Here is a 19,986-nt window from a genome sequence, read left to right on the forward strand (position 1 = left end):
TAAAATTTCAATTTATACAACGCCTATCATGAAATCCGCAGACGTTATTCTGGTCCTTGCCCCCCATACCGACGATGGTGAACTTGGTTGCGGCGGCACCATCGCGCGCTATGCGGCGCAAGGTGCCCGCGTGGTCTATGTCGCATTCTCGGCCGCCGAACAGTCTGTGCTGCCGCATCTTCCCCGTGACATCCTGCGCACCGAAGTGCGCAAGGCAACCGCCGAACTTGGCGTCGCTCCCGAAGACTGCATCGTCTATGACTTTGAGGTACGCCGCTTCCCGGAGCTGCGGCAGCAGATCCTCGATGCGATGATCGACCTGAGCCGCCGCTTCAATCCCGACATGGTGTTCCTGCCCAGCGCGAACGACACTCACCAGGACCACCAGACCATCGCCCAGGAAGGTTTCCGTGCATTCAAGCGCACTACCATGCTGGGCTACGAGGTCCCGTGGAACAACCTCGATTTCCGCACCAGCTGCTTCATCGACATCAGCGAAGAACACATCCACACCAAGATCCGTGCGATCGAAATGTATGAATCGCAGCGCCACCGCTCCTACGTGAACGCAGAATTCATTCGCAGTCTGGCCGCGACGAGAGGTGTGCAAATCGGGAAGCGGTACGCCGAGGCATTTGAGGTGGTGCGATGGGTAATCAGCTGACGGCCCCGGTCCCGGCAAGCCGCCTCGCGCAAAGGCTGGGCGTGCCGATGCAAGGGACGGACGCGAATATCCTGCACGTCGCATCACTGGATGCGGTGAGCGCAGGCACGCTCTGCTTCTCACGGGCGCCGGTGGCGGGGACAATTGCGGCGGGAGCCGTGGTCATTGCGCCCGCCGGAAATGCACCTGAAGGCGGAGCGATTCTGCATGCGGACAACCCGAGGCTGTTCTTTGCAAGGGCGCTCCACCTGCTGGCGGCCGAGCCCGGCTTCAGCATGCCGGACACCGCGCCCAACATCGATCCCACCGCGGTCATTGCCCCGACGGCAGTCATCGGGCGGGGTGTGCGAATAGGACCGAGAACCGTCATTTCGCATCATGTCGTTATTGGAGATGGCGCGACCATCGGCGCGGATTGCTACATCAAGTCCAACACAGTCATCGGCGAACCGGGCTTTGGATTCGAGCGCGACGAGAACGGCGTGCCGATCCGTCTGCTGCACCTGGGCTCGGTCGTCATTGGCGACCGCGTGGAACTGGGCAGCCTCAACACGGTCTGCAATGCGACGCTTGGCAATACCATCGTCGAAGACGATGTCAAGACGGACGACCATGTCCATATTGCGCACAACTGCCGCGTGCGACGCGGCGCCCTGCTGACGGCCTGCGCCGAGCTGAGCGGCGGCGTCGACATCGGCGAATTCGCATGGGTGGGGCCGAACAGCTCGATCATGCAAAAGGCAGTGCTCGGCCCACGCGCATTCGTCGGCATCGGATCCAACGTAACCAGGTCGGTCGAAGCCGACGCCGTCGTGGCTGGCAATCCCGCCCGCCAGTTGCGGAAGGCCGAATAAACCATCCACTCGATCGCCATCCAGACCTTCCGGATGCATCGATCGCGCCGTTGCGGGCGCAGAATTGAAACGAGCGACTTAGTGAAACGTAGAACCATCATCTTTTGCTGCAATTCCCTCTGGGGCCTGCTTAACTTCCGCGGACGAATCATCGAGGCGCTCGTGCGCGACGGCTATCGGGTCGTCCTCGTGGCCGCGGCGGACGAACCGGTGGAGCGTGTCCACGCGCTGGGCGCGGAGTTCGTGGAGTGGAAACTGTCGCCCCGCTCGCTGAACCCCCTCAACGAAGTCAAGGCGAAGTTCGCGCTGTTGCAGATTTTCCGGCGCCTGTCGCCGGATCTCGTCTTCAATTTCACCATCAAGTCCGTCATTTACGGGACCATTGCGGCAAAGCTGGCCGGCGCCCGCTCGATCTCTGTCATCACCGGGCTGGGATACATGTTCCTGGAAGAGAACCTGCGCTCAGCGGTGGGCAAGCTGCTTTACCGATCGACCCTGCGCAACGCACGCGAGGTGTGGTTCCTCAACAAGGAGGACGCCGCATATTTCAAGCGGGCGGACCTGGCGCCAGGGATCAAGGTCCGTATTCTGCCAGGGGAGGGGGTCGACCTCGACCGCTTCGCGGTCAAGCCGCTTCCGCCGATGGAACACGGGCCCTCGTTCCTCATGATCGCCCGGCTGCTCAAGGATAAGGGCCTGTACGAATTCATCGAGGCGGCCAGGATCGTCAAGAGCAAGTATCCGCGCGCAGTTTTCCGTCTGTTAGGTCCAACCTACTCGGCCAACGCGGCTTCGGTGACCGAGGCCGAGATGGATGAGCTCAAGCGAAGCGGGACTATCGAGTACCTTGGCTCTGTCGATGACGTGCGCCCGGCGATCGAACAGGCGCATTGCCTGGTGCTGCCTTCCTATCGGGAAGGCATGCCGCGGGTACTGATGGAAGGGGCAGCGATGGGGCGCCCGGCGGTCGCGACGAACGTGCCCGGATGCCGGGACGTGGTTCAGGACGATCGCACGGGCCTGCTGTGCGCGCCGCAGGATGCCCAGTCCTTGGCCGACGCACTGATAAAAATGATAGAACTTCCCGCCGAAGACTGGGCAGCGATGGCGGCAGGCGCGCGCGGCGTCGCCGAAGCAGAGTTCGACGACAGGAAGATCATGGAACTGTACCGGGACGCCGTGACCTCGGCTCTGTCCGGGGAGGCCCCGGTCAGCACACTCCCTGCGGCCGACGATCTGCCCCCCGCGCGCTAGAGCAGTTCATCCTAGCTCTCCATGACCACCGTGGCGGATATACCGTGTGTATTCGCCGGGTACGAACTGATCAAGCAACTGACCGATAGCAAACCAAAGGTGGTCAACGGATCGGGCAGCAGTTTTACTCAGAGCGTGAGACCCACTCACACCATTGCTGCAGCGTCAGGTCCGGTTGCGCCGCCACCTGCTCGGCCAACTCCGGTTCAAGCCAGGTCGGGCTTGTGCGGCATGTGGTTGCATTGCCGCTCAGGACTAACTACGCCAGCCGCCTTCGGCGCACTCGGGCTCGGCAACATACGACTCCTTACCCCAAACCGAAATGCCGCTTCAGCCATCGTCCCGCTTGCTGCCAGCACCCGATCCCTCAAATCTTGCCCGTATGCCTGTCCTTGGCGCCGCGCCATAATCACCCTCCCGTCATCATAAGCACCTTTCGATTTCCGCAATCCCTGCGGGTTCAAGCACTTCTCGTCGTGGACAGCTAGGGGAAAACCGCTCTAGCGCGCGACCATTGACACAAAGCCAGTAGCGCGGGCCTCCGTACCCGCGCAGAGGCGCGCTCGCAAGGTCCACGAGCATTGCAGCTGCCCGCGTAGGATCAGCCCTTAAAGAGACCGTCATCATGCCGCGCGCCGCATCACGCGGTTCATCGCAAGCATCGAGGACCGAGCAACGCAATACGGCCGCGTCCCTGAAGACAGCGCGGCAAAGTTAGGCGTACTTCCGCCAGACATGGCGTAGCAGCAGGCTAAGGATGCCGAAGAACAGACCGAAGGTTGTCAGTCCAATCAAGGCAATCAGGCGAATCAGTGTCTTGCCGTTGCGCTGCGTATCAATGCCGGAAGTCGCTTCAGTCTGTTTCGTATAAAGGGGACCGAGCAAGCGTTCGAGATGGAAGATCTCGGTTTGCAGCTCCTTGCTCGTTTCGTTCGTCGCCGCCAGCGCAGACAGCAGAAAGCCGGTGCTACTGGCCGCCGCTCCGCTGCCGGCCAGTGCACTGTCCGCCTTCTGCGCGAGATCCGCGCGCAGATGATCCAGCTCTTCCAGCCTTTTTCGAGAGTTGGCCAATTGCACTTGGTAGGACTCAAGCGCGGACTTTGCCAGCTGTTCCTGCTTGCCGCGGATATGTTCGACCACTTTGCGGATGCAACGCTCCGCTTCGTCGCCATCCGTGCTTTCGTAGTAAATGGTCACGTAGGGCGCATTCTTGTTAACACTCGGCTTGAGCCCGCGCGCCAATGCATCGCGCGGGCGCGCTGCGCCATCGAGTCCGCAGGCCGCGATGGTTTCACGGCTGTAGTAGCCAGGCAGCTTGAGATTTTCTGCGAGGGTACCCGGCGACTCGACCGGATCCTTCGCCACCAGCGCCATCTGCAGGGTCGCACTTGCGACGAATTTCGGTTCGATCATGAAGGCAAGCGCCAGCCCCAGTGCCAGGCCCAGCACCGTGGTGCCTGCGATCCAGCGCCATCCGTTCTTGAGGAAGCGGACGATCTGCGTTAGATGAACTTCGTCCGTGCTGAGGGAAGAAGCCCGCGCGGCAGGGTCCGGGAATTGATTGTGCATGCTTTGAGTTGTCCAGCGGCTAAGGGGCAGAATTTTCACACAGCCGGCAGTGGCTGTATACATCGGGCAAGGCGGGACGCAAGGCGGCCGCTCTCCGCGGCCAAGTGTCAGCGCGACTCGACGCCGGAATCCGTCACCGTCGACACGTCCCGCTTCCAGCAGTGCGGGCATGACTCCCCCGGCACATACCAAGGCGACAGCTGCTCCCTTGGCGTCACCACCGCCCGGCAGGCAAAACACTGCTTCGTCTCCGTCGCCTCCAGCTTCGGATTCAACGCGGTCCGGTAGTCGAACACAAAGCAATCCCCGGTGTAGTGATCGCCGCCGACTTCTTCGAAATACTTCAGAATCCCGCCCTCAAGCTGATAGACGCTGTCGTAGCCCACGTTCTGCATGTGGATCGCCGCTTTCTCGCAGCGGATGCCGCCGGTGCAAAAGGTGACCACGGTCTTGCCGTCAAAGTCGGGCTTGTGCCGCTGGACCACCTCCGGGAACTCGCTGAATTTCTCGATCCGGTAATCCACCGTATTGTTGAACGTACCGACATCGACCTCGAACGCATTGCGGGTATCCATCATCACCACTGGCCGGCCCGAGTCGTCATGGCCCTGGTCCAGCCAGCGCTTGAGCGTCTTCGGATCCACCGCCGGCGCGCGCCCTTCCTCAGGGCGGATCAGCGGGTTCTTCATCGTGATGATCTCGCGCTTGAGCTTGACCAGCATTTTGGTGAACGGCTGGCGGTCGGAGTAGCTTTCCTTGACCTCGATGTCCGCAAAGTGTGCATCGCTGCGCAGCCAAGCCAGAAAGCGGTCAATTGGTTCACGCAGACCCGCGAGAAACAGGTTGATCCCTTCCGGGCTGAGCAGGATCGTGCCTTTCAGGCCGAGCTCTTCACACAGCGCGCGAAATTCGGCACGTTTCTCGGCGGTGTCGCTGAAGGTGATGAATTTGTAGGCGGCTATGTTGACGTAGGGGGTGGGGGAGGGCATGGGGTTATGCTAAGTCTTTGATTCTGCGACATTATATACGTCATTCGGCGCCGATGGCGCCGCGTGACTCACTGTCGCCCTGACGCCGGTCCTACACAAAAGGCGCCGTTTGTCTGTCCAGGCATCTTACGAATACTGTATTTCACCGCACGTAGCCGTCGTTATACTCAAGAGAAGTTAATATTGCAGCAATTGTTTTCGTTAAATTCCCAGCTTCGACCTGCGGAGTAACCCAGACGGTAACTCTCGGCTATTCTGTAATGCGACGAAACGGCCTTTGCACCCGCAAGCGGGGACGGTAATCTTCTTTCCTAGAGAGCGCGTTCAAGTTGCCGTAAGGGCAATTAAGGCATGCGACTGCATGGCAAGAAAGGCATGGAATGACAATTCTGGTAACCGGTTGCGCCGGTTTCATCGGTAGCAATTTCGTCCACGGCTGGCTGGCCGCGCACGACGAACCTGTCATCAATCTGGACAAGCTCACGTACGCAGGCAACCTGTCCAACCTCGCAAGGGTGCAGGATGACAAACGCCATATCTTCGTTAAGGGCGATATCGGCGACCGCGAACTCGTCGGCAGGCTTCTCTCAGAACACCAGCCACGTGCCGTGCTGAATTTCGCGGCGGAGTCGCATGTCGACCGGTCCATCCTTGGTCCAGGCGAATTCATTCAGACCAATGTGGTAGGCACCTTCAATCTGCTTGAGGTCGTTCGCGCTTACTGGTCGGAGCTTCCCGAGGAGCGTAAGGCAGGGTTTCGCTTCCTGCACGTGTCCACCGATGAAGTCTATGGGACGCTGGAAGACACCGACCCGCCATTTGCCGAGACCAACGCCTACCAGCCCAATAGTCCATACTCGGCGAGCAAGGCCGCATCCGACCATCTGGTGAGGGCATGGCATCATACCTACGGCTTGCCGGTGCTCACCACCAACTGCAGTAACAACTACGGTCCCTACCACTTCCCGGAGAAGTTGATCCCGCTGGTCATCATCAATGCGCTGAACGGAAAACCGCTGCCGATCTATGGTGATGGCATGCAGATCCGTGACTGGCTTTACGTGGAGGACCATTGCAGCGCGATCAGGCGTGTGCTCGAAGCCGGCCAGCTCGGTGAGACGTACAACATCGGTGGCTGGAACGAGAAAGCCAATATCGATGTCGTGCGCACGCTCTGCGCCATTCTTGATGAACTCAAGCCGCGAGATGACGGACGCTCCTACGCGGAGCAGATCACTTACGTCAAGGACAGGCCCGGGCACGACCGACGTTACGCTATCGATGCACGCAAGATTGAACGCGAGCTTGGATGGAAGCCTGCCGAGACCTTTGAGACGGGCGTCCGCAAGACCGTGAAGTGGTACCTCGCCAACCAGGAATGGGTGAGCAATGTTCAGTCCGGTACGTATCGTGACTGGATCAGCAAGAACTACGCGCTATAGCCCAGATGAAAATTCTTTTATTCGGCAAAGGCGGCCAAGTAGGGTGGGAACTGCAGCGGTCTCTGGCCCCGCTGGGCGAGGTCGTCGCGATGGGAACGGCCGAAGCGGATTTCGAGCAACCTGAAGAACTATCAGCGCTCGTCAGGCGAACCGCACCCGACGTCATCGTCAATGCGGCAGCTTATACGGCAGTCGATAAGGCCGAATCCGAGGCTGCCAGGGCATACCTGATCAATACCGAAGCGGTAGGTGCGCTGGCTGAAGAGACGGCGCGCCTTGGCGGTTGGCTGATCCATTATTCCACCGACTATGTCTTCAACGGCGAAAAGCCGGACCCGTATCAGGAAGACGACCTCCCCGGCCCGTTGTCGGTATACGGCAAGTCCAAGCTCGCGGGAGAAGAACTTATCCGGAAATCAGGTGCTCAGCATCTGATCTTCCGGACGAGCTGGGTATTCGCCGCCAGAGGCGGCAATTTCGCCAAGACCATGTTGAAGCTGGCACGCGAAAGAGATGAACTGCGTGTGGTGGCCGACCAGTACGGTGCCCCGACCAGTGCAGAGCTGATAGCCGATGTGAGCGCACTGGCACTTCACCGTGTGTCCAAGGCCAGCGGCAGCGACAATGATTTCTCCGGAACTTATCACCTTGCCGCCGCCGGCGTCACCAGTTGGCATGGCTACGCAAGCTTCATCCTCGAAGTGGCCCGGTCGCGCGGCATTGACCTCAGAGTCAAACCGGAACAGGTGCAGGCAATCCCCGCGAGCGCTTATCCAGTGCCAGCTCCTCGCCCACGGAATTCGCAATTGAATACAGCTCGTCTGCGTGATACTTTTGGCGTGTACCTGCCGGATTGGCGGTACCACGTGCGGCGAATGATGGATGAGATCACCTTGTAAGGCGCATATGAAACGCAAAGGCATTATCCTCGCCGGCGGCTCCGGCACCCGTCTCTATCCGGCCACCATGGCTGTCTCCAAGCAGCTGCTGCCAGTATTCGACAAGCCAATGATTTATTACCCGCTGAGCACCCTGATGCTGGCGGGGATTCGCGACATCCTCATCATCTCCACACCACAGGACACGCCCCGTTTTGAGCAGATGCTGGGCGACGGGGCACACTGGGGACTGAATCTTTCGTACGCAGTGCAATCTTCTCCAGACGGCCTTGCTCAGGCATTTCTAATCGGAGAATCCTTCCTCGGTAACGATCCATCCGCGATGGTTTTGGGTGACAACATCTTCTACGGGCACGACCTCCCGCAGCTGCTTGCTCAGGCAGCGACACGCGATGCGGGCGCAACAGTATTCGCCTATCACGTTAATGATCCTGACCGCTATGGCGTGGTGGAGTTTGAGGGTGGCCGCGCAATCAGCCTGGAAGAAAAGCCTGCCAGTCCCAAGTCGAACTACGCGGTCACAGGGCTCTATTTCTACGATAACCAGGTCGTGTCGCTCGCCAAGTCGCTCAAGCCATCCAAGCGCGGCGAACTGGAGATCACCGACCTGAATTGCCTGTACATGAAGCAACGGCAATTGTCGGTGGAGATCATGGGGCGGGGATATGCCTGGCTCGACACGGGCACCCACGAGTCGCTTCTGGAAGCCAGTCAGTTCATTGCGACACTCGAGGCAAGGCAAGGACTGAAGGTGGCCTGTCCGGAGGAGATCGCATACCGACAAAAATGGATCGATGCGGTACAGCTGGAGAAGCTTGCGACTAAGCTGGCCAAGAATGGATATGGGAAGTACTTGATTCGGCTGTTGACCGAACAGATCTACTGATCAGCCGGACCAGCGAGTTCAAGTCTGGCGTTCAACCTCAGGCTTTCATCCGGAATGCACTTGGTTCTCACGCTGTTCCAGACCAGGGCACTCCTTCAATATCAAGGCAACAGCAACATGAACGTAGTCACCACTTCCATCCCAGATGTCCTGATCCTGGAACCCAAGGTATTCGGCGACGCGCGAGGCTTTTTTTTTGAAAGCTTCAACCAGCGCATCTTCGAACAGGCGGTCGGCGCCAAAGTCAGTTTTGTGCAAGACAACCACAGCCGTTCCGCAAAGGGCGTGCTCCGCGGACTGCACTATCAGACCCAGCAGGCGCAGGGGAAGCTGGTCCGTGTTGCGCGAGGCCGCGTATTCGACGTCACTGTCGACATCCGGCGCGGCTCACCCACCTTTGGAAAGTGGGTGGGGGTCGAGCTGTCCGAAGACAATCATCGGCAGTTATGGATACCGGCCGGGCTGGCACATGGCTTTGTGGTGCTGAGCGAGTCGGCGGATTTCCTGTACAAGACCACCGACTACTACGCGCCGGAATTCGAACGCTCGATTCGCTGGGACGATCCGGACCTGGCAATCGAGTGGCCGATCGACTCGCCGCCGACGCTGTCGAAAAAGGATGCAGAGGCCGGGAGTTTTGCTGAACTGACTAAGATTTGATCGTTCCAGGAATGAAAATCTTTTGTGACGTCAGGCTTGGCGCGACTGCTGTTGTTGGATGCAGTTCTGCCGTTTTATGCAGGTGTTAAGGGGGCTTCATGGCGGAGTGTATCGTGAGGTGTTGCGCGCTGAAGGTCTTGCGACCTCCACTGGGCCGCCACGGAGGCCGGCCCTACTTGGGCTGAGGTGGTCGTACGGGGGAATTGATGTATAGGTCGCGCCGGGCGACGCAGGTTGTGCAACCTCCGCGGGGCCGGCGTGGAAGCGAGCCCTCCTCAAGCTGATTCGGTAGGGCCGGCGTCCCTGCCGGCCTAAACGACGGTGGTCCGGAGAAGAGTTGATTTGCAGGCTGCGCGGCGACGCAGGTTTTGCAACCTCCGCTGGGCCGGCACGGAGGCCGGCCCTACTTGGGCTGAGGTGGTCTTGCGGGGGGGGGGGGATTGATGTATAGGTCGCGCTGCGCGACGCAGGTTGTGCAACCTCCGCGGGGGAGCGGTGTGGAAGCGAGCCCTCTTCAAGCTGATTCGGTAGGGCCGGCGTCCCTGCCAGCCTAAACGACGGTAGTCCGAAGAACGGTTGATTTGCAGGCCGCGCGCCAGCGGAGGTTTTGCGAGCTGCGCCAGGCCGGCACGGAGGCCGGCCCTACTTGATCGCCGAGCAACTAACAGGGAACCCCGCCCTCCGCAAGCCCTGTTGCCGGCACCACGCGCCCCCGCCCATTTTGCTTGCCGCAATCACCATCCCCCTGGCCCGGCTTGTAAAATACGCCGATGACCACCCCGCAATTCACCCACCTCCGTCTCCACACTGAATACTCCATCGTCGACGGCCTCGTCCGTATCGACGACGTCGTCAAGGCCGCCGCCAAGGACGGCCAGGCGGCGATGGCCATTACCGATCTGGGCAACCTGTTCGGCATGGTCAAGTTCTACAAGGCCGCGCGCGGCAAGGGCGTCAAGCCGATCGCCGGCTGCGATGTCTGGATCAGCAACGACGACGACCGCGACAAGCCCTCGCGCCTGCTCTTGCTTTGCAAGAATCGCAACGGCTACCTGCAGCTGTGCGAACTGCTGTCCAAAGCCTGGCTGACCAACGTCCATCGCGGGCGCGCCGAGATCCGCACGGAGTGGCTGGAAAACGGCGCGTCGAGCGACCTCATCGCGTTGTCGGGCGCTCACTTCGGCGATGTCGGGCAGGCCATCGACAACGGCAACCCTGCCGCCGCCGAACGCTGCGCCCGCCGCTGGGCGGATATCTTCCCCAACCGCTATTACCTCGAGGTGCAGCGCTACGGCCAGCCCAACATGGACCAGCAGGTCCGGCAAACCGTCGCCCTCGCTACCAGGCTGCAGCTGCCGGTAGTGGCCACCCACCCGATCCAGTTCCAGAGCAGGGAAGAATTCATCGCGCACGAAGCGCGCACCTGCATCGCCGAGGGCGAGATCCTCGCCAACCCGCGCCGCGCGAAGCGCTTCAACGAGCAACAGTGTTTCCGCACCCAGGCCGAAATGGCCGAGGTCTTCGCCGACATGCCCGGCGCGCTGCAAAACTCCGTGGAGATCGCCAAGCGCTGCAACCTGCAGCTGGAACTCGGCAAGCCCAAGCTGCCGCTGTTCCCGACGCCCGACGGCGTGTCGCTCGACCAGTTCCTCGTGATCCAGGCCAAGGCCGGCCTCGAGGAAAGGCTGGTGCAGCTCTTCCCCGATGAAGCCAGGCGCGAAGCGCAGCGTCCGCGCTATGAAGAGCGGCTCAAGTTCGAGACCGACACCATCATCAAGATGGGCTTTCCGGGCTACTTCCTGATCGTGGCGGACTTCATCCAGTGGGGCAAGAACAACGGCGTGCCGGTCGGACCGGGCCGAGGTTCCGGCGCCGGCTCGCTGGTCGCCTATGCGCTCAAGATCACCGACCTCGATCCGCTGGAATACAACCTGCTGTTCGAACGCTTCCTGAACCCGGAACGCGTCTCGATGCCCGACTTCGACATCGACTTCTGCCAGGAGAACCGCGACCGCGTCATCCAGTACGTGAAGGACCGCTACGGCCGCGACGCGGTGTCGCAGATCGCAACCTTCGGTACCATGGCCGCCAAGGGCGCGGTGCGCGACGTCGGCCGCGTGCTCGACATGGGCTACAACTTCTGCGACGGCATCTCCAAGCTGATCCCGTTCAAGCCCGGCAAGCTGGTCACCATCGCCGACGCCATCGAGGAAGAACCGCTGCTCAAGGAGCGGATGGAAAAGGAAGAAGAGGTCAAGCAGGTGCTCGACCTCGCCCAGCAGGTGGAAGGCATCACCCGCAGCATCGGCATGCACGCCGGCGGCGTGCTGATCGCGCCCGGCAAGCTGACTGACTTCTGTCCGCTCTACACCCAGGGCGGCGACGCCGGCGTGGTCTCGCAGTACGACAAGGACGACGTCGAAGCCGTCGGCCTGGTGAAGTTCGACTTCCTGGGCCTGACCACGCTCACCATCCTCGACCGCGCGGTCAACTACATCAAGCAGCTTGACCCGGCCATGGCCGCCTTCGACCTCGCCAAGCTGCCGCTCAACGACAAGGCTTCCTACGAGCTTCTCACCAAGGCCAGAACGGTCGCGGTGTTCCAGCTTGAAAGCCGCGGCATGCAGGGCATGCTCAAGGATGCGCGTCCCGACCGCTTCGAGGACATCATCGCGCTGGTCGCGCTCTACCGTCCCGGCCCAATGGACCTTATCCCGGACTTCTGCCGGCGCAAGCACGGCGAGAAGTTCGACTATCCGGACCCGCGTACCGAAGGCATCCTGTCCGAGACCTACGGCATCATGGTCTACCAGGAACAGGTCATGCAGATGGCGCAGGTCATCGGCGGCTACTCGCTCGGCGGCGCCGACCTGCTGCGCCGCGCGATGGGCAAGAAGAAGCCGGAAGAGATGGCGCAGCACCGCCTGCTGTTCCGCGAGGGCGCCGCCAAGAACGGCCTGTCCCAGGAAAAGGCCGACGAGATCTTCGACCTGATGGAGAAGTTCGCCGGCTACGGCTTCAACAAGTCGCACGCCGCCGCCTACGCGCTGCTGTCGTACCACACCGCCTACCTCAAAGCGCATCACCCGGCAGCCTTCATGGCAGCCAACATGTCGCTGGCGATGGACGACACCGACAAGATCAAGATCCTGGTCGAGGACGCCGAAGACGTCTGCAAGCTGCAGATGCTCCCGCCGGACATCAACCAGTCCGACTACCGCTTCATCCCGGTCGGCGCGCCGGGCAAGAAGGCCACGCAGATCCGCTACGGCCTCGGCGCCGTCAAGGGCTCCGGCCAGTCCGCGATCGAAGCCATCATCGCCGCCCGCAACTCGGGCGGTCCCTTCCGCGACCTGTTCGACTTCGTCCGCCGCGTCGACAAGAAGCAGATCAACCGCCGCACGATCGAAGCACTGATCCGCGCCGGCGCGATGGATTGCTTCGGCGTCGACCGCGGCATCCTGATCGCCTCCGTCAACCTCGCAATGGAATACGCCGAGCAGGCCGAAGCCTCCGCCAACCAGGTCAGCCTCTTCGGCGAGGGCGGCGTCATGGAAGCGCCGAAGGAATACGTCAAGGCCGAGCCCTGGAGCGACAAGCAGCGCCTGACCGAGGAAAAGGCCGCGCTCGGCTTCTACCTGTCCGGCCATCTGTTCAATGCCTACGCGGACGAGGTGCGCAGGTTCGTCAAGACCAAGCTGTCCAGCCTCGACCCGTCCCGTGACGCGCGGCTGATGGCGGGCGTCATCAGCGGCGTGCGGGTGCAGATGACCCAGCGCGGCAAGATGGTCGTCGTCACGCTCGACGACGGCACCGGCACCGTCGATGTCACCGTCTACAACGAGCTCTACGATCCCAATCGCCACCTCTTCAAGGAAGATGAGTTCCTCGCGGTGCTGGGCAAAGTGTCCGAGGACCGGTTTTCCGGCGGCCTGCGCGTGACCGCGGAAAAAGTCATGGACATCGCCATGGCGCGGGTCCAGTTCGGCAAGCAGTTCTCGTTCTCGCTGACCTCGCAGCTGGACGCGGCGCTGATGAAAAAGATCCTGGCGCCGTACCGGTCGGAGACGGGTTTGCCACTCACCATGCGCTATATGCGGGATGGCGTGGGGAGCTGCGAGATCCGGCTGGCGGATGACTGGCGGGTGGCGCCCGGGGATGGGTTGAAGCAGGCGCTGGCGGATTCGCTTGGCGTGAAGGGCGCGGCGGTCGAGTACTGACGTTAGTCGGCCCAGCCTCCGTGCCGGCCGAGCTGCGGTCGCGGAACCCGGCTCGTGCCGCGCGACCGGTGCATCAACCACTATCCGATGCACCGTTGTTCAGCCCGGCAGGGACGTGAGCAAGCCCGCCTAAGACCAAGTAGGGCCGGCCTCAGACACCGCATACGAACTGGAATCGGAACTCGACGCCGCCGGCAAGACCTCACTGCTTGAGGCCGTCCGCTCAGCAAAGCCGGACGACATGCAGTGCGTGTTCGTACGACAGCCAGCAGCGCTCGGCCTCGGTCACGCGATCCTCTGCGCGGAAGGCCTGATCGGCGACGAGCACTTCGCCGTCCTGCTTGCCGACGATCTCCTGGTCGGCGCAGTGCCAGTGACGAAGCAAATGGTCGATGTGTACCGCGAACATGGATGCAGCGTGCTGGCAGTGCAGGAAGTATCGATTGAGCAGACCAGGCAGTACGGAGTGGTTAAGGGACAGGCAGTCTCCGATTCGCTGTTAAGCATTGAGACGATTGTTGAAAAGCCCCTGCCGAAAGACGCTCCTTCCAACCTGGCGGTCACAGGCCGCTACATCCTGAGTCCGAACATCTTCGCCTGCATTCGCAACCAACCCAGGGGCGCAGGAGGCGAAATCCAGCTGACCGACGGTATCGCCGGTTTGCTTGCAACCGAGCAGGCGCTGGCGTATCGCTATCAGGGCACGCGTTACGACTGCGGCAGCAAACTCGGCTTTCTTCAGGCGAATGTGGTTCTCGGGGAGGCGCATCAGGACGCTGGGGAGGACTTCAGGGGGTGGCTTGCCGAGCACCTGGCCACCAGGAATCGGGCGTAGCTTGCACGCGGTCAAGAGGGTCCCTGTTTTCGACTCCTGGCCGCGACACTTTCAGACCTCACGTGTCTCCAATCAAGGACAAAAGAAACCCGCCCATGTAAGCTCACCACTCATTCGACGAGTTTAGGGCCATTCAGGAATGGCAAGACGAGCACATGGAAGACAACACAAGCCAGCAGAACCCTGTATTTCTCTCCGAGGCTGATTTCCGGCAAGCGGTCGCATCGCTGCCCTTGATCTCCATCGACATCTGCGTCACAGATCCCTCGCACCGCCTGCTCATCGGCCTGCGCACCAATCCTCCGGCCCGCAACTGGTGGTTCACCCCGGGCGGTCGCATCCGAAAGAACGAATCACAAGAAAGCGCGATACGCCGTATTGCCTGCGGGGAGCTTGGCTTTTCACCGGAAGCACTGGATCAGTTGCGCGGCAGGATGCAGCTGATGGGCGCGTGGGATCACTTCTACCCGGACAGCGCCTTCAGCCCCGACATCTCGACTCACTATGTGAACATGCCGCACTGGCTGCCCCTGTCCTGGGCTGAGCTGGAACTGCTGAACCCGCCGCTCGCGAATGCCGACGCCCAGCACGCGCAATGGCAGTGGATGCCGGTGGAAGAGGCGGCAGCATCCGAGGAGGTCCACTGGTTCGCAAGGCCGTACGCGCAGTGGCTGGCCGAGAAGCTGCGGGTACCAATAGCGGCCGTATCGAGATCGGCCGTCGGTACCTGATCCGGGAAATATTTGCAGGCACCAGCGATAAAAAAGCCAGGTTCATCCGATGCCTGGCTTTTGTGTTTATGCGCCGCTGGCGCACGGAGCTATACCCTACAGTGCGCCAGACAGCAGTGTGCGAAGCCCGCTGCTTCATCAAGGACTCAACCGCGTCGGCTAATCCCGGAATAGCGTCGAGTTGCGCATTGAGTGCCGCGACGACCGACTCGAAAATGAACTGCACGCGTTGGACGTGAGGTTCGAGAAGTGGGACCTGGCTCCGAGCAAGGTGGTGCACCGCAATGGCAACAAGCTCAGGCTCGAGCAGAACGGGCGGGTGTTCATCGGGCCGATTCCCTGGTCGTTTGATTATGTGCGGGATGTGGAGTTGACTGCGCCGACGCGGATCCGGTCGGTGATTGTTGGGGGGAGCCTGGCCAGTGGGGAGGTGATTACCGATCTGAAGCGGCAGGGGGATGCGACGCATATCAGTTATCGGAGTGAGGCGGTGATGGGGGTGTGGGTGCCGCTGGGGATCAGCGAGGCGGTGATTCGGCAGCAGGTGCTGGATCAGCTGGGGCAGATGCGGGATGAGATGGTGCGGCGGCGTGGCCTTCGCTGAGCATGGGGCGCTTGGGCCGGTTGATGGCCGCGTCGCAGGGATCGTCGTCTGCGCGGCGTTTTCTTGATCCACCGTCCTCCCTGGCTGGCATCTGTTCGTCAGCCGCTACGACATCGGAATGGCTGCGGTCGGACGGGTCGGGGGCCTGTTCGGATACGACGGCCAGTTCGGTCACGAATTGCACTGTGTGATCCGGGCGAACGACCGCCCCCAGACAGGTTGATTTGCCCTCCCTCAGTTCACAGGTCTCGTCGAAATGCAGCTCAATTTCCTGCTCTTGAAAAAACCGGCGCAACATCCGGGCGTCGGCTATGGAATCTGCGTCACCGCCGTGCATCGCTGCCTTGACCGTCAGTCCTCTGGCACGCATCTTCTCAATATGCCGTGCTATCGGGTCCAGAAATTCCCCTTTGTTGTCGTCAAACGCAAATACGTGAAATATCCGAGCATTGGCGCCGGGTGCCGGGACGCCCTCACTCAGGTTTTCTGCTCCGATGGCCACTGCGATGCACGGACCCGTCCCGTCAGTAAGACATAGGGTGTTTACCTGCGAAGAGCCGGCGCTGGCAACGACGCCGGGCTCGTCGTTGTAGCCAACGATCTTCACCGTCTGCGAAGTGTCGAGTATGTGTCGCCGGATATTCTCCTCGCGTGAGCGCAGCACGCGCACATCCGCTGCCGTTTCATCCGTTTCAAGTTCCGTCATGGTTTCTCTATTCTTGATCGGGTGGCCCGGCCTGCTCCGGACAGTCTCGTACTGTTCGCGGGTCAGTTGCGTGAAGCCCTGGCTCACGGTGAAGCTGTGGCGCGAGATATAGGTCATTGTGGTTGCGCGACGCGGGACATGTCGCTTTCGATGAGATGCGTGGTGAGTCGGAGGGGACGTTTCATTAGTTCCTTGTTTGCGCGTCGTTCTGGACGTGGCTGTCTGTTGTGGTGAGCGTGTTCCTGGGGCTCTCGAAATTGGAAGCGGGGTGCTTGTGACCGCGCGCAGTCCATTGACGTTCGGGCTGCCTGGCGGGTGATGATGGGCTATGAGCGGAGGGGGGCGTTCTCCGGAGCGGGCGGAGGTTGGCCGGCACGGAGGCCGGCCCTACTTGGGCTTTCGAGGTTTTGCGTGGGTGTTTGTGTGGCTGTTGGAGTGTTTTGCGCAGGTGTTTATGTGGCTGCTGGGGTGTCTTGCGGGGTTTTTTGTGGCCGCCGAGTTGCTTTGCCGGGGCTTGGTTAGCTGCTTTAATGCCCTCCTTGACAGCACATCCTCGGGATGCCGCTCCAGTCTGAATGCCATTTCTATCATCAGCGCGCGCATCGGCTCGTTTTCGGCCAGGCCGTCTCGCTGAATCTTCTCTATGCCTGCGTCGCGCCTGCGGCAACTTGTGCACGGCGGACGATGCGCGCGTTGTCCTCGCATCGGGTGCGAAAGCCCTGGCTGATACGCTGGTCCCCGGCAGCGCGCTCCCAGAATGACAGGGCCGCCTGGGCGGCTTCCTGCCAGGCGTCCAGTTCGGCGGGCACGGGCAGTGGAGGATTCAGGGAGCGGTCCGGTAGTTCCACGCCACGTATCGGGGCGTAGAGCATGGGCAGCATGTCGTAGACCGGTGCCAGCACCAGGCCCGGCCGAAAGGCGAGGTTCCCGTCGTGCATGTCGTTGTTGCCGATCAGCTGGCCGAAATGCCAGATTCTCGCCACCTGGTCCACCACTTTCTCATCGATCAGTTTCAGCGCATGCAGCCTGCGGGCGCCGGCGATCCAGTCCTTGCCTCGCATTCCGATCATGGCGTCATTCATGGCGGCCCAGGTGCAGACCGGGGAGCGTCCGTGTGCGGCGTGACGGTCGAAGCGAACGACTTCAAGGAAGGTGCGCCCGCCGGCCTGGATGATCTGGCTGCGCGCGGCGGCGATGTGCAGCCGCGTGGAGATTGTCTCCAGCGCGAGGTGCTCGCACACGAGCAGATCCGACCACCGGCGGGTGCCGGCAGATTCATCGTTCCCCGAGAACTTCACAATGGTGTGTACCCGCTCTCCGTCAAGGAGGCGCCGGGAGGTGAATTTTGGGAATTCGCCGGCTGCCGAGGATCCGGCATTGCCGTGGGTCATCGCACGCGCCGCCGCCTCGAGGTAGTCGTCTGCGACTTTACCGTCATCGTCCGGGAGAAAGTCTTCGGGGGCGAGCAGGGAATCCAGGTACAGGCGGTAGGCCGCTTCGCCCAGAATGTAATTGCCGGGCATGTCCGATCCCAGTAGCGACAGGGCATGGAGGATGTCATCCTCCGACCAGTTCGCGGGATCGGGTTCAACCTGAAGGACGTGTGCATGGGCCCGGGCGAAATGACGGCCCAGGAATCCCTGCGGCCGCATATCGTCCAGGGGATAGGGGAGGCTGTCAAACCAGCCGTCCACCATGTCGCCCCGCAGCGGCCATTCAAACTCGGCATGAAGCGCCAGGGCGCTACCGTGCGGGTACATCGGGTCGATGACGCCCACTTGCGCGCCCCGTCCGTGCTCGTCGATACGGTACAAGGGAAAGGCATCCCGGCGGCCGCGAATGGTACGGCGGGCCGCGTAGGCGGTTCGCCGCGCGCTACCCCGGACGATAATTTCGTCGCGGTGCTGCCGGATAGCACGCATCATCGTCGGTCTCGACACGCGCATCCTGTCGAGCAACTCCGCGGCGGGCATCCGGCCCCAGGTGCGCAGCAATGGCAGAGGTGAGCCGGCCATACATCTCCGTGAAACGATTCCTGAAACGGCTGTTTCGAGGTAAAGAGAAGAACCAGAGTCCTTTTCCTGAAACGATTTATGAAACGATTCACGGAGTATAACCGATCAGGGCTCGGCCCGACGCCCCTCGGGATGCATGAGCTCGGACAAGGGTCTTATGCCAGTCCTGCCGGTGCCAGTTGCTTCCACGCCTTCCTCAACAGCACATCCTCGGGATGCCGCTCCAGCCTGAATCCCATCCCCATCATCAGCGCGCGCATCGGCTCGTTCTCGGCCAGAACGTCTCCCTGAATTTTTTCTATGCCTGCGCCGCGGGCGACTCTGATCAGTGCGCGGATCATGCGGGTGGCGATGCCGTTGCGCTGGCGCTCGTCCGATACGACGACGGCGAAGTCGGCGTGCTGCGGATAGCCGTCGGCGACGTACTGGGCCATGCCGATGGCGACTTCCCTGCCGTCTTCGATGACCGTGGCGATGAGGTTCATCGCGCGGGTGGGCTCGGCCTGGGTGAAGCGGGCGAGCAGTTCGGGCGGCAGTTCGTGCAGGGGGTAGAAGAAGCGGTGGTAGCGGCTTTCCATCGACAGCCGGCGGATCATGGCTTGGATGAGGCCGGCGTCCTGCGGACGGGCAGGGCGCAGGCGGACGGTGACGCCGTCGCGCAGGCGCCAGTTGTCGTGCACCTGGCCGCCGGCCCGGGCGTCGGGCCAGAACGGGAGCAGGCGCCGGCGGGCGCGCAGGCAGGGGAGCAGGGTGGGCATCGCGGGCTCCGATTCAGGCAAATGCGGGGCGGCCGGCCGGCAGGGCGGCGGGGCGCTGGACCGAGGCGTCGCGCGGGCGGATCGCGAGGCAGGCGTCGGCGTCGCCGAGGGTCCATAGCAGCACCGGGCCGGAACGGTCGACGATGTATTCCTGGCCGGGTTCGAGCACGATGTCCCGGATGTCGCCGTCCTGGGTGATCCAGACTTCGCCGTGCAGCGCGCGTACGCGCCAGCCGAGGGCGTTGCGCATGCTGGCGCCCCGGGTGCGGACGAGCCGCAGGGTGGTGCCTTCGGGCGGGAGGGTCGCCGCGCGCGGTCTTGTGGATGCGGCGGTGTCGATGGTGGTGAGGGTGGCTTTCATCGCGGGCTCCTTCGGTTCGGGCGGTGCGTGTTGCACTGCAACCGTGGAGTCATTATGGTTTGTTCGGTTGTATTTACAATCCGTTAAAACGGAATAAGATTGTTTCTGTCGGTGGACAATCGTGGTGGGGTGGCGGCGCGTGAGTAGGGGCGGCCTCTGTGCCGATATTGCGGAGGTGGTGCAGATGAGTGCGCTTGTTAATGCCGGGGATGTTTGTGCTTTTCTCCGGACGACAGGAGGCTGAGCCGGCAGGGACGCCGGCTCTACCTGGGCTGTGGGGTTGTGCGGCGTGGCGGGGTGGGTAGTCTTTGCATCCGCGGGCCTGGGCAAGGACAGTGGGGCCGGCCTCCGTGCCGGCCTGGCGGTGGTTGTGCAGATGACTGCGCTTGTTAATGCCGGGGATGGTTGTGTTTTTCTTCGGACGGAGGGAGGCTGAGCCGGCAGGGACGCCGGCTCTACCTGGGCGGTGGTGGTTGTGCGGCGTGGCGGGGTGACGGGGGTTTGTGGTCTCTGTACCCGCAGGCCTGTGGAAGGACAGT

Annotated in this window: 17 protein-coding genes; 11 read left to right on the forward strand and 6 right to left on the reverse strand. The window is 61.8% G+C overall.

The window, feature by feature from the left end:
- The first annotated feature begins 28 nt into the window (after positions 1–28).
- The 3 genes from NCCP691_RS06690 (at position 29) to NCCP691_RS06700 (ending at position 2,772) form a co-directional block, all read left to right on the forward strand.
- A complete protein-coding gene (locus tag NCCP691_RS06690; RefSeq protein WP_220807485.1) occupies positions 29–664 on the forward strand; it encodes a PIG-L deacetylase family protein in 636 nt (211 codons plus the stop codon).
- Positions 649–1,518: a hypothetical protein gene (locus NCCP691_RS06695; RefSeq protein ID WP_220807486.1), complete on the forward strand. Its 870-nt coding sequence runs from the start codon at positions 649–651 to the stop codon at positions 1,516–1,518. Before NCCP691_RS06690 ends, NCCP691_RS06695 begins: the two co-directional genes overlap by 16 nt.
- Before the next feature lie 81 nt (positions 1,519–1,599).
- The gene (locus NCCP691_RS06700) at positions 1,600–2,772 is read left to right on the forward strand and encodes a glycosyltransferase family 4 protein (protein ID WP_220807487.1); all 1,173 of its coding nucleotides are present in this window, start codon (positions 1,600–1,602) and stop codon (positions 2,770–2,772) included.
- A gap of 714 nt (positions 2,773–3,486) precedes the next feature.
- Here the strand turns inward: NCCP691_RS06700 and NCCP691_RS06705 are convergent.
- Together NCCP691_RS06705 and NCCP691_RS06710 are read right to left on the reverse strand one after the other, a co-directional pair.
- Positions 3,487–4,341, reverse strand: a complete 855-nt coding sequence (locus tag NCCP691_RS06705; RefSeq protein WP_220807488.1) for a Wzz/FepE/Etk N-terminal domain-containing protein — start codon at positions 4,339–4,341, stop codon at positions 3,487–3,489.
- 107 nt (positions 4,342–4,448) lie between these two features.
- Positions 4,449–5,330 (reverse strand): sulfurtransferase, encoded by an 882-nt coding sequence (locus tag NCCP691_RS06710; RefSeq protein WP_220807489.1) that lies wholly within the window; start codon positions 5,328–5,330, stop codon positions 4,449–4,451.
- Between the two features lie 380 nt (positions 5,331–5,710).
- Between NCCP691_RS06710 and rfbB the strand changes: the two genes are divergently transcribed.
- The 8 genes from rfbB to NCCP691_RS06750 all read left to right on the forward strand — a co-directional run bounded on the left by rfbB (position 5,711) and on the right by NCCP691_RS06750 (position 15,607).
- A complete protein-coding gene (rfbB, locus tag NCCP691_RS06715; protein ID WP_220807490.1) occupies positions 5,711–6,772 on the forward strand; it encodes a dTDP-glucose 4,6-dehydratase in 1,062 nt (353 codons plus the stop codon).
- 5 nt (positions 6,773–6,777) lie between these two features.
- Positions 6,778–7,671, forward strand: coding sequence for a dTDP-4-dehydrorhamnose reductase (rfbD, locus tag NCCP691_RS06720; protein WP_220807491.1), 894 nt, complete (start codon positions 6,778–6,780; stop codon positions 7,669–7,671).
- Positions 7,672–7,678: 7 nt separating this feature from the next.
- A complete protein-coding gene (gene rfbA, locus NCCP691_RS06725) occupies positions 7,679–8,557 on the forward strand; it encodes a glucose-1-phosphate thymidylyltransferase RfbA (protein ID WP_220807492.1) in 879 nt (292 codons plus the stop codon).
- Positions 8,558–8,674: 117 nt separating this feature from the next.
- Positions 8,675–9,217 (forward strand): dTDP-4-dehydrorhamnose 3,5-epimerase, encoded by a 543-nt coding sequence (rfbC, locus tag NCCP691_RS06730; RefSeq protein ID WP_220807643.1) that lies wholly within the window; start codon positions 8,675–8,677, stop codon positions 9,215–9,217.
- Between the two features lie 770 nt (positions 9,218–9,987).
- Positions 9,988–13,437: a DNA polymerase III subunit alpha gene (gene dnaE / locus NCCP691_RS06735; RefSeq protein ID WP_220807493.1), complete on the forward strand. Its 3,450-nt coding sequence runs from the start codon at positions 9,988–9,990 to the stop codon at positions 13,435–13,437.
- A gap of 241 nt (positions 13,438–13,678) precedes the next feature.
- Positions 13,679–14,272 (forward strand): UTP--glucose-1-phosphate uridylyltransferase, encoded by a 594-nt coding sequence (locus NCCP691_RS06740; protein WP_220807494.1) that lies wholly within the window; start codon positions 13,679–13,681, stop codon positions 14,270–14,272.
- A gap of 155 nt (positions 14,273–14,427) precedes the next feature.
- On the forward strand, positions 14,428–15,003 hold the full coding sequence (locus tag NCCP691_RS06745; RefSeq protein WP_220807495.1) for an NUDIX domain-containing protein: 576 nt from the start codon (positions 14,428–14,430) through the stop codon (positions 15,001–15,003).
- 235 nt (positions 15,004–15,238) lie between these two features.
- A complete protein-coding gene (locus NCCP691_RS06750; protein WP_220807496.1) occupies positions 15,239–15,607 on the forward strand; it encodes an SRPBCC family protein in 369 nt (122 codons plus the stop codon).
- On the opposite strand, the gene xopAF is transcribed toward NCCP691_RS06750, so the two are convergent.
- From xopAF to NCCP691_RS06770, 4 genes are all read right to left on the reverse strand, one after another.
- Positions 15,522–16,430 carry a XopAF/AvrXv3 family type III secretion system effector gene (gene xopAF, locus NCCP691_RS06755; RefSeq protein WP_220807497.1) on the reverse strand — a complete coding sequence of 303 codons (909 nt, stop codon included), beginning with the start codon at positions 16,428–16,430 and terminating at the stop codon, positions 15,522–15,524. The two genes, NCCP691_RS06750 and xopAF, sit on opposite strands and share 86 nt — an antisense overlap.
- 524 nt (positions 16,431–16,954) lie before the next feature.
- On the reverse strand, positions 16,955–18,328 hold the full coding sequence (gene yjjJ, locus NCCP691_RS06760; RefSeq protein WP_220807498.1) for a type II toxin-antitoxin system HipA family toxin YjjJ: 1,374 nt from the start codon (positions 18,326–18,328) through the stop codon (positions 16,955–16,957).
- Positions 18,329–18,483: 155 nt separating this feature from the next.
- Positions 18,484–19,086 carry a GNAT family N-acetyltransferase gene (locus NCCP691_RS06765; RefSeq protein ID WP_220807499.1) on the reverse strand — a complete coding sequence of 201 codons (603 nt, stop codon included), beginning with the start codon at positions 19,084–19,086 and terminating at the stop codon, positions 18,484–18,486.
- A gap of 13 nt (positions 19,087–19,099) precedes the next feature.
- Positions 19,100–19,447 carry a DUF2917 domain-containing protein gene (locus tag NCCP691_RS06770; RefSeq protein ID WP_220807500.1) on the reverse strand — a complete coding sequence of 116 codons (348 nt, stop codon included), beginning with the start codon at positions 19,445–19,447 and terminating at the stop codon, positions 19,100–19,102.
- Between the last annotated feature and the right edge of the window lie 539 nt (positions 19,448–19,986).

This window comes from Noviherbaspirillum aridicola (genome assembly GCF_019656455.1).
GTDB classification, from domain to species: Bacteria; Pseudomonadota; Gammaproteobacteria; order Burkholderiales; family Burkholderiaceae_D; genus Noviherbaspirillum; species Noviherbaspirillum aridicola.

Coding starts and splice junctions, on each gene's coding strand:
- NCCP691_RS06705 (WP_220807488.1), bottom strand. CDS start 4,341: ATGCACAATCAATTCCCGGACCCTGCCGCGCGGGCTTCTTCCCTCAGC.
- NCCP691_RS06690 (WP_220807485.1), top strand. CDS start 29: ATGAAATCCGCAGACGTTATTCTGGTCCTTGCCCCCCATACCGACGAT.
- NCCP691_RS06740 (WP_220807494.1), top strand. CDS start 13,679: ATGCAGTGCGTGTTCGTACGACAGCCAGCAGCGCTCGGCCTCGGTCAC.
- NCCP691_RS06765 (WP_220807499.1), bottom strand. CDS start 19,086: ATGCCCACCCTGCTCCCCTGCCTGCGCGCCCGCCGGCGCCTGCTCCCG.
- NCCP691_RS06745 (WP_220807495.1), top strand. CDS start 14,428: ATGGAAGACAACACAAGCCAGCAGAACCCTGTATTTCTCTCCGAGGCT.
- xopAF (WP_220807497.1), bottom strand. CDS start 16,430: ATGACCTATATCTCGCGCCACAGCTTCACCGTGAGCCAGGGCTTCACG.
- rfbD (WP_220807491.1), top strand. CDS start 6,778: ATGAAAATTCTTTTATTCGGCAAAGGCGGCCAAGTAGGGTGGGAACTG.
- rfbA (WP_220807492.1), top strand. CDS start 7,679: ATGAAACGCAAAGGCATTATCCTCGCCGGCGGCTCCGGCACCCGTCTC.
- NCCP691_RS06695 (WP_220807486.1), top strand. CDS start 649: ATGGGTAATCAGCTGACGGCCCCGGTCCCGGCAAGCCGCCTCGCGCAA.
- NCCP691_RS06710 (WP_220807489.1), bottom strand. CDS start 5,330: ATGCCCTCCCCCACCCCCTACGTCAACATAGCCGCCTACAAATTCATC.
- rfbB (WP_220807490.1), top strand. CDS start 5,711: ATGACAATTCTGGTAACCGGTTGCGCCGGTTTCATCGGTAGCAATTTC.
- yjjJ (WP_220807498.1), bottom strand. CDS start 18,328: ATGGCCGGCTCACCTCTGCCATTGCTGCGCACCTGGGGCCGGATGCCC.
- rfbC (WP_220807643.1), top strand. CDS start 8,675: ATGAACGTAGTCACCACTTCCATCCCAGATGTCCTGATCCTGGAACCC.
- NCCP691_RS06770 (WP_220807500.1), bottom strand. CDS start 19,447: ATGAAAGCCACCCTCACCACCATCGACACCGCCGCATCCACAAGACCG.
- dnaE (WP_220807493.1), top strand. CDS start 9,988: ATGACCACCCCGCAATTCACCCACCTCCGTCTCCACACTGAATACTCC.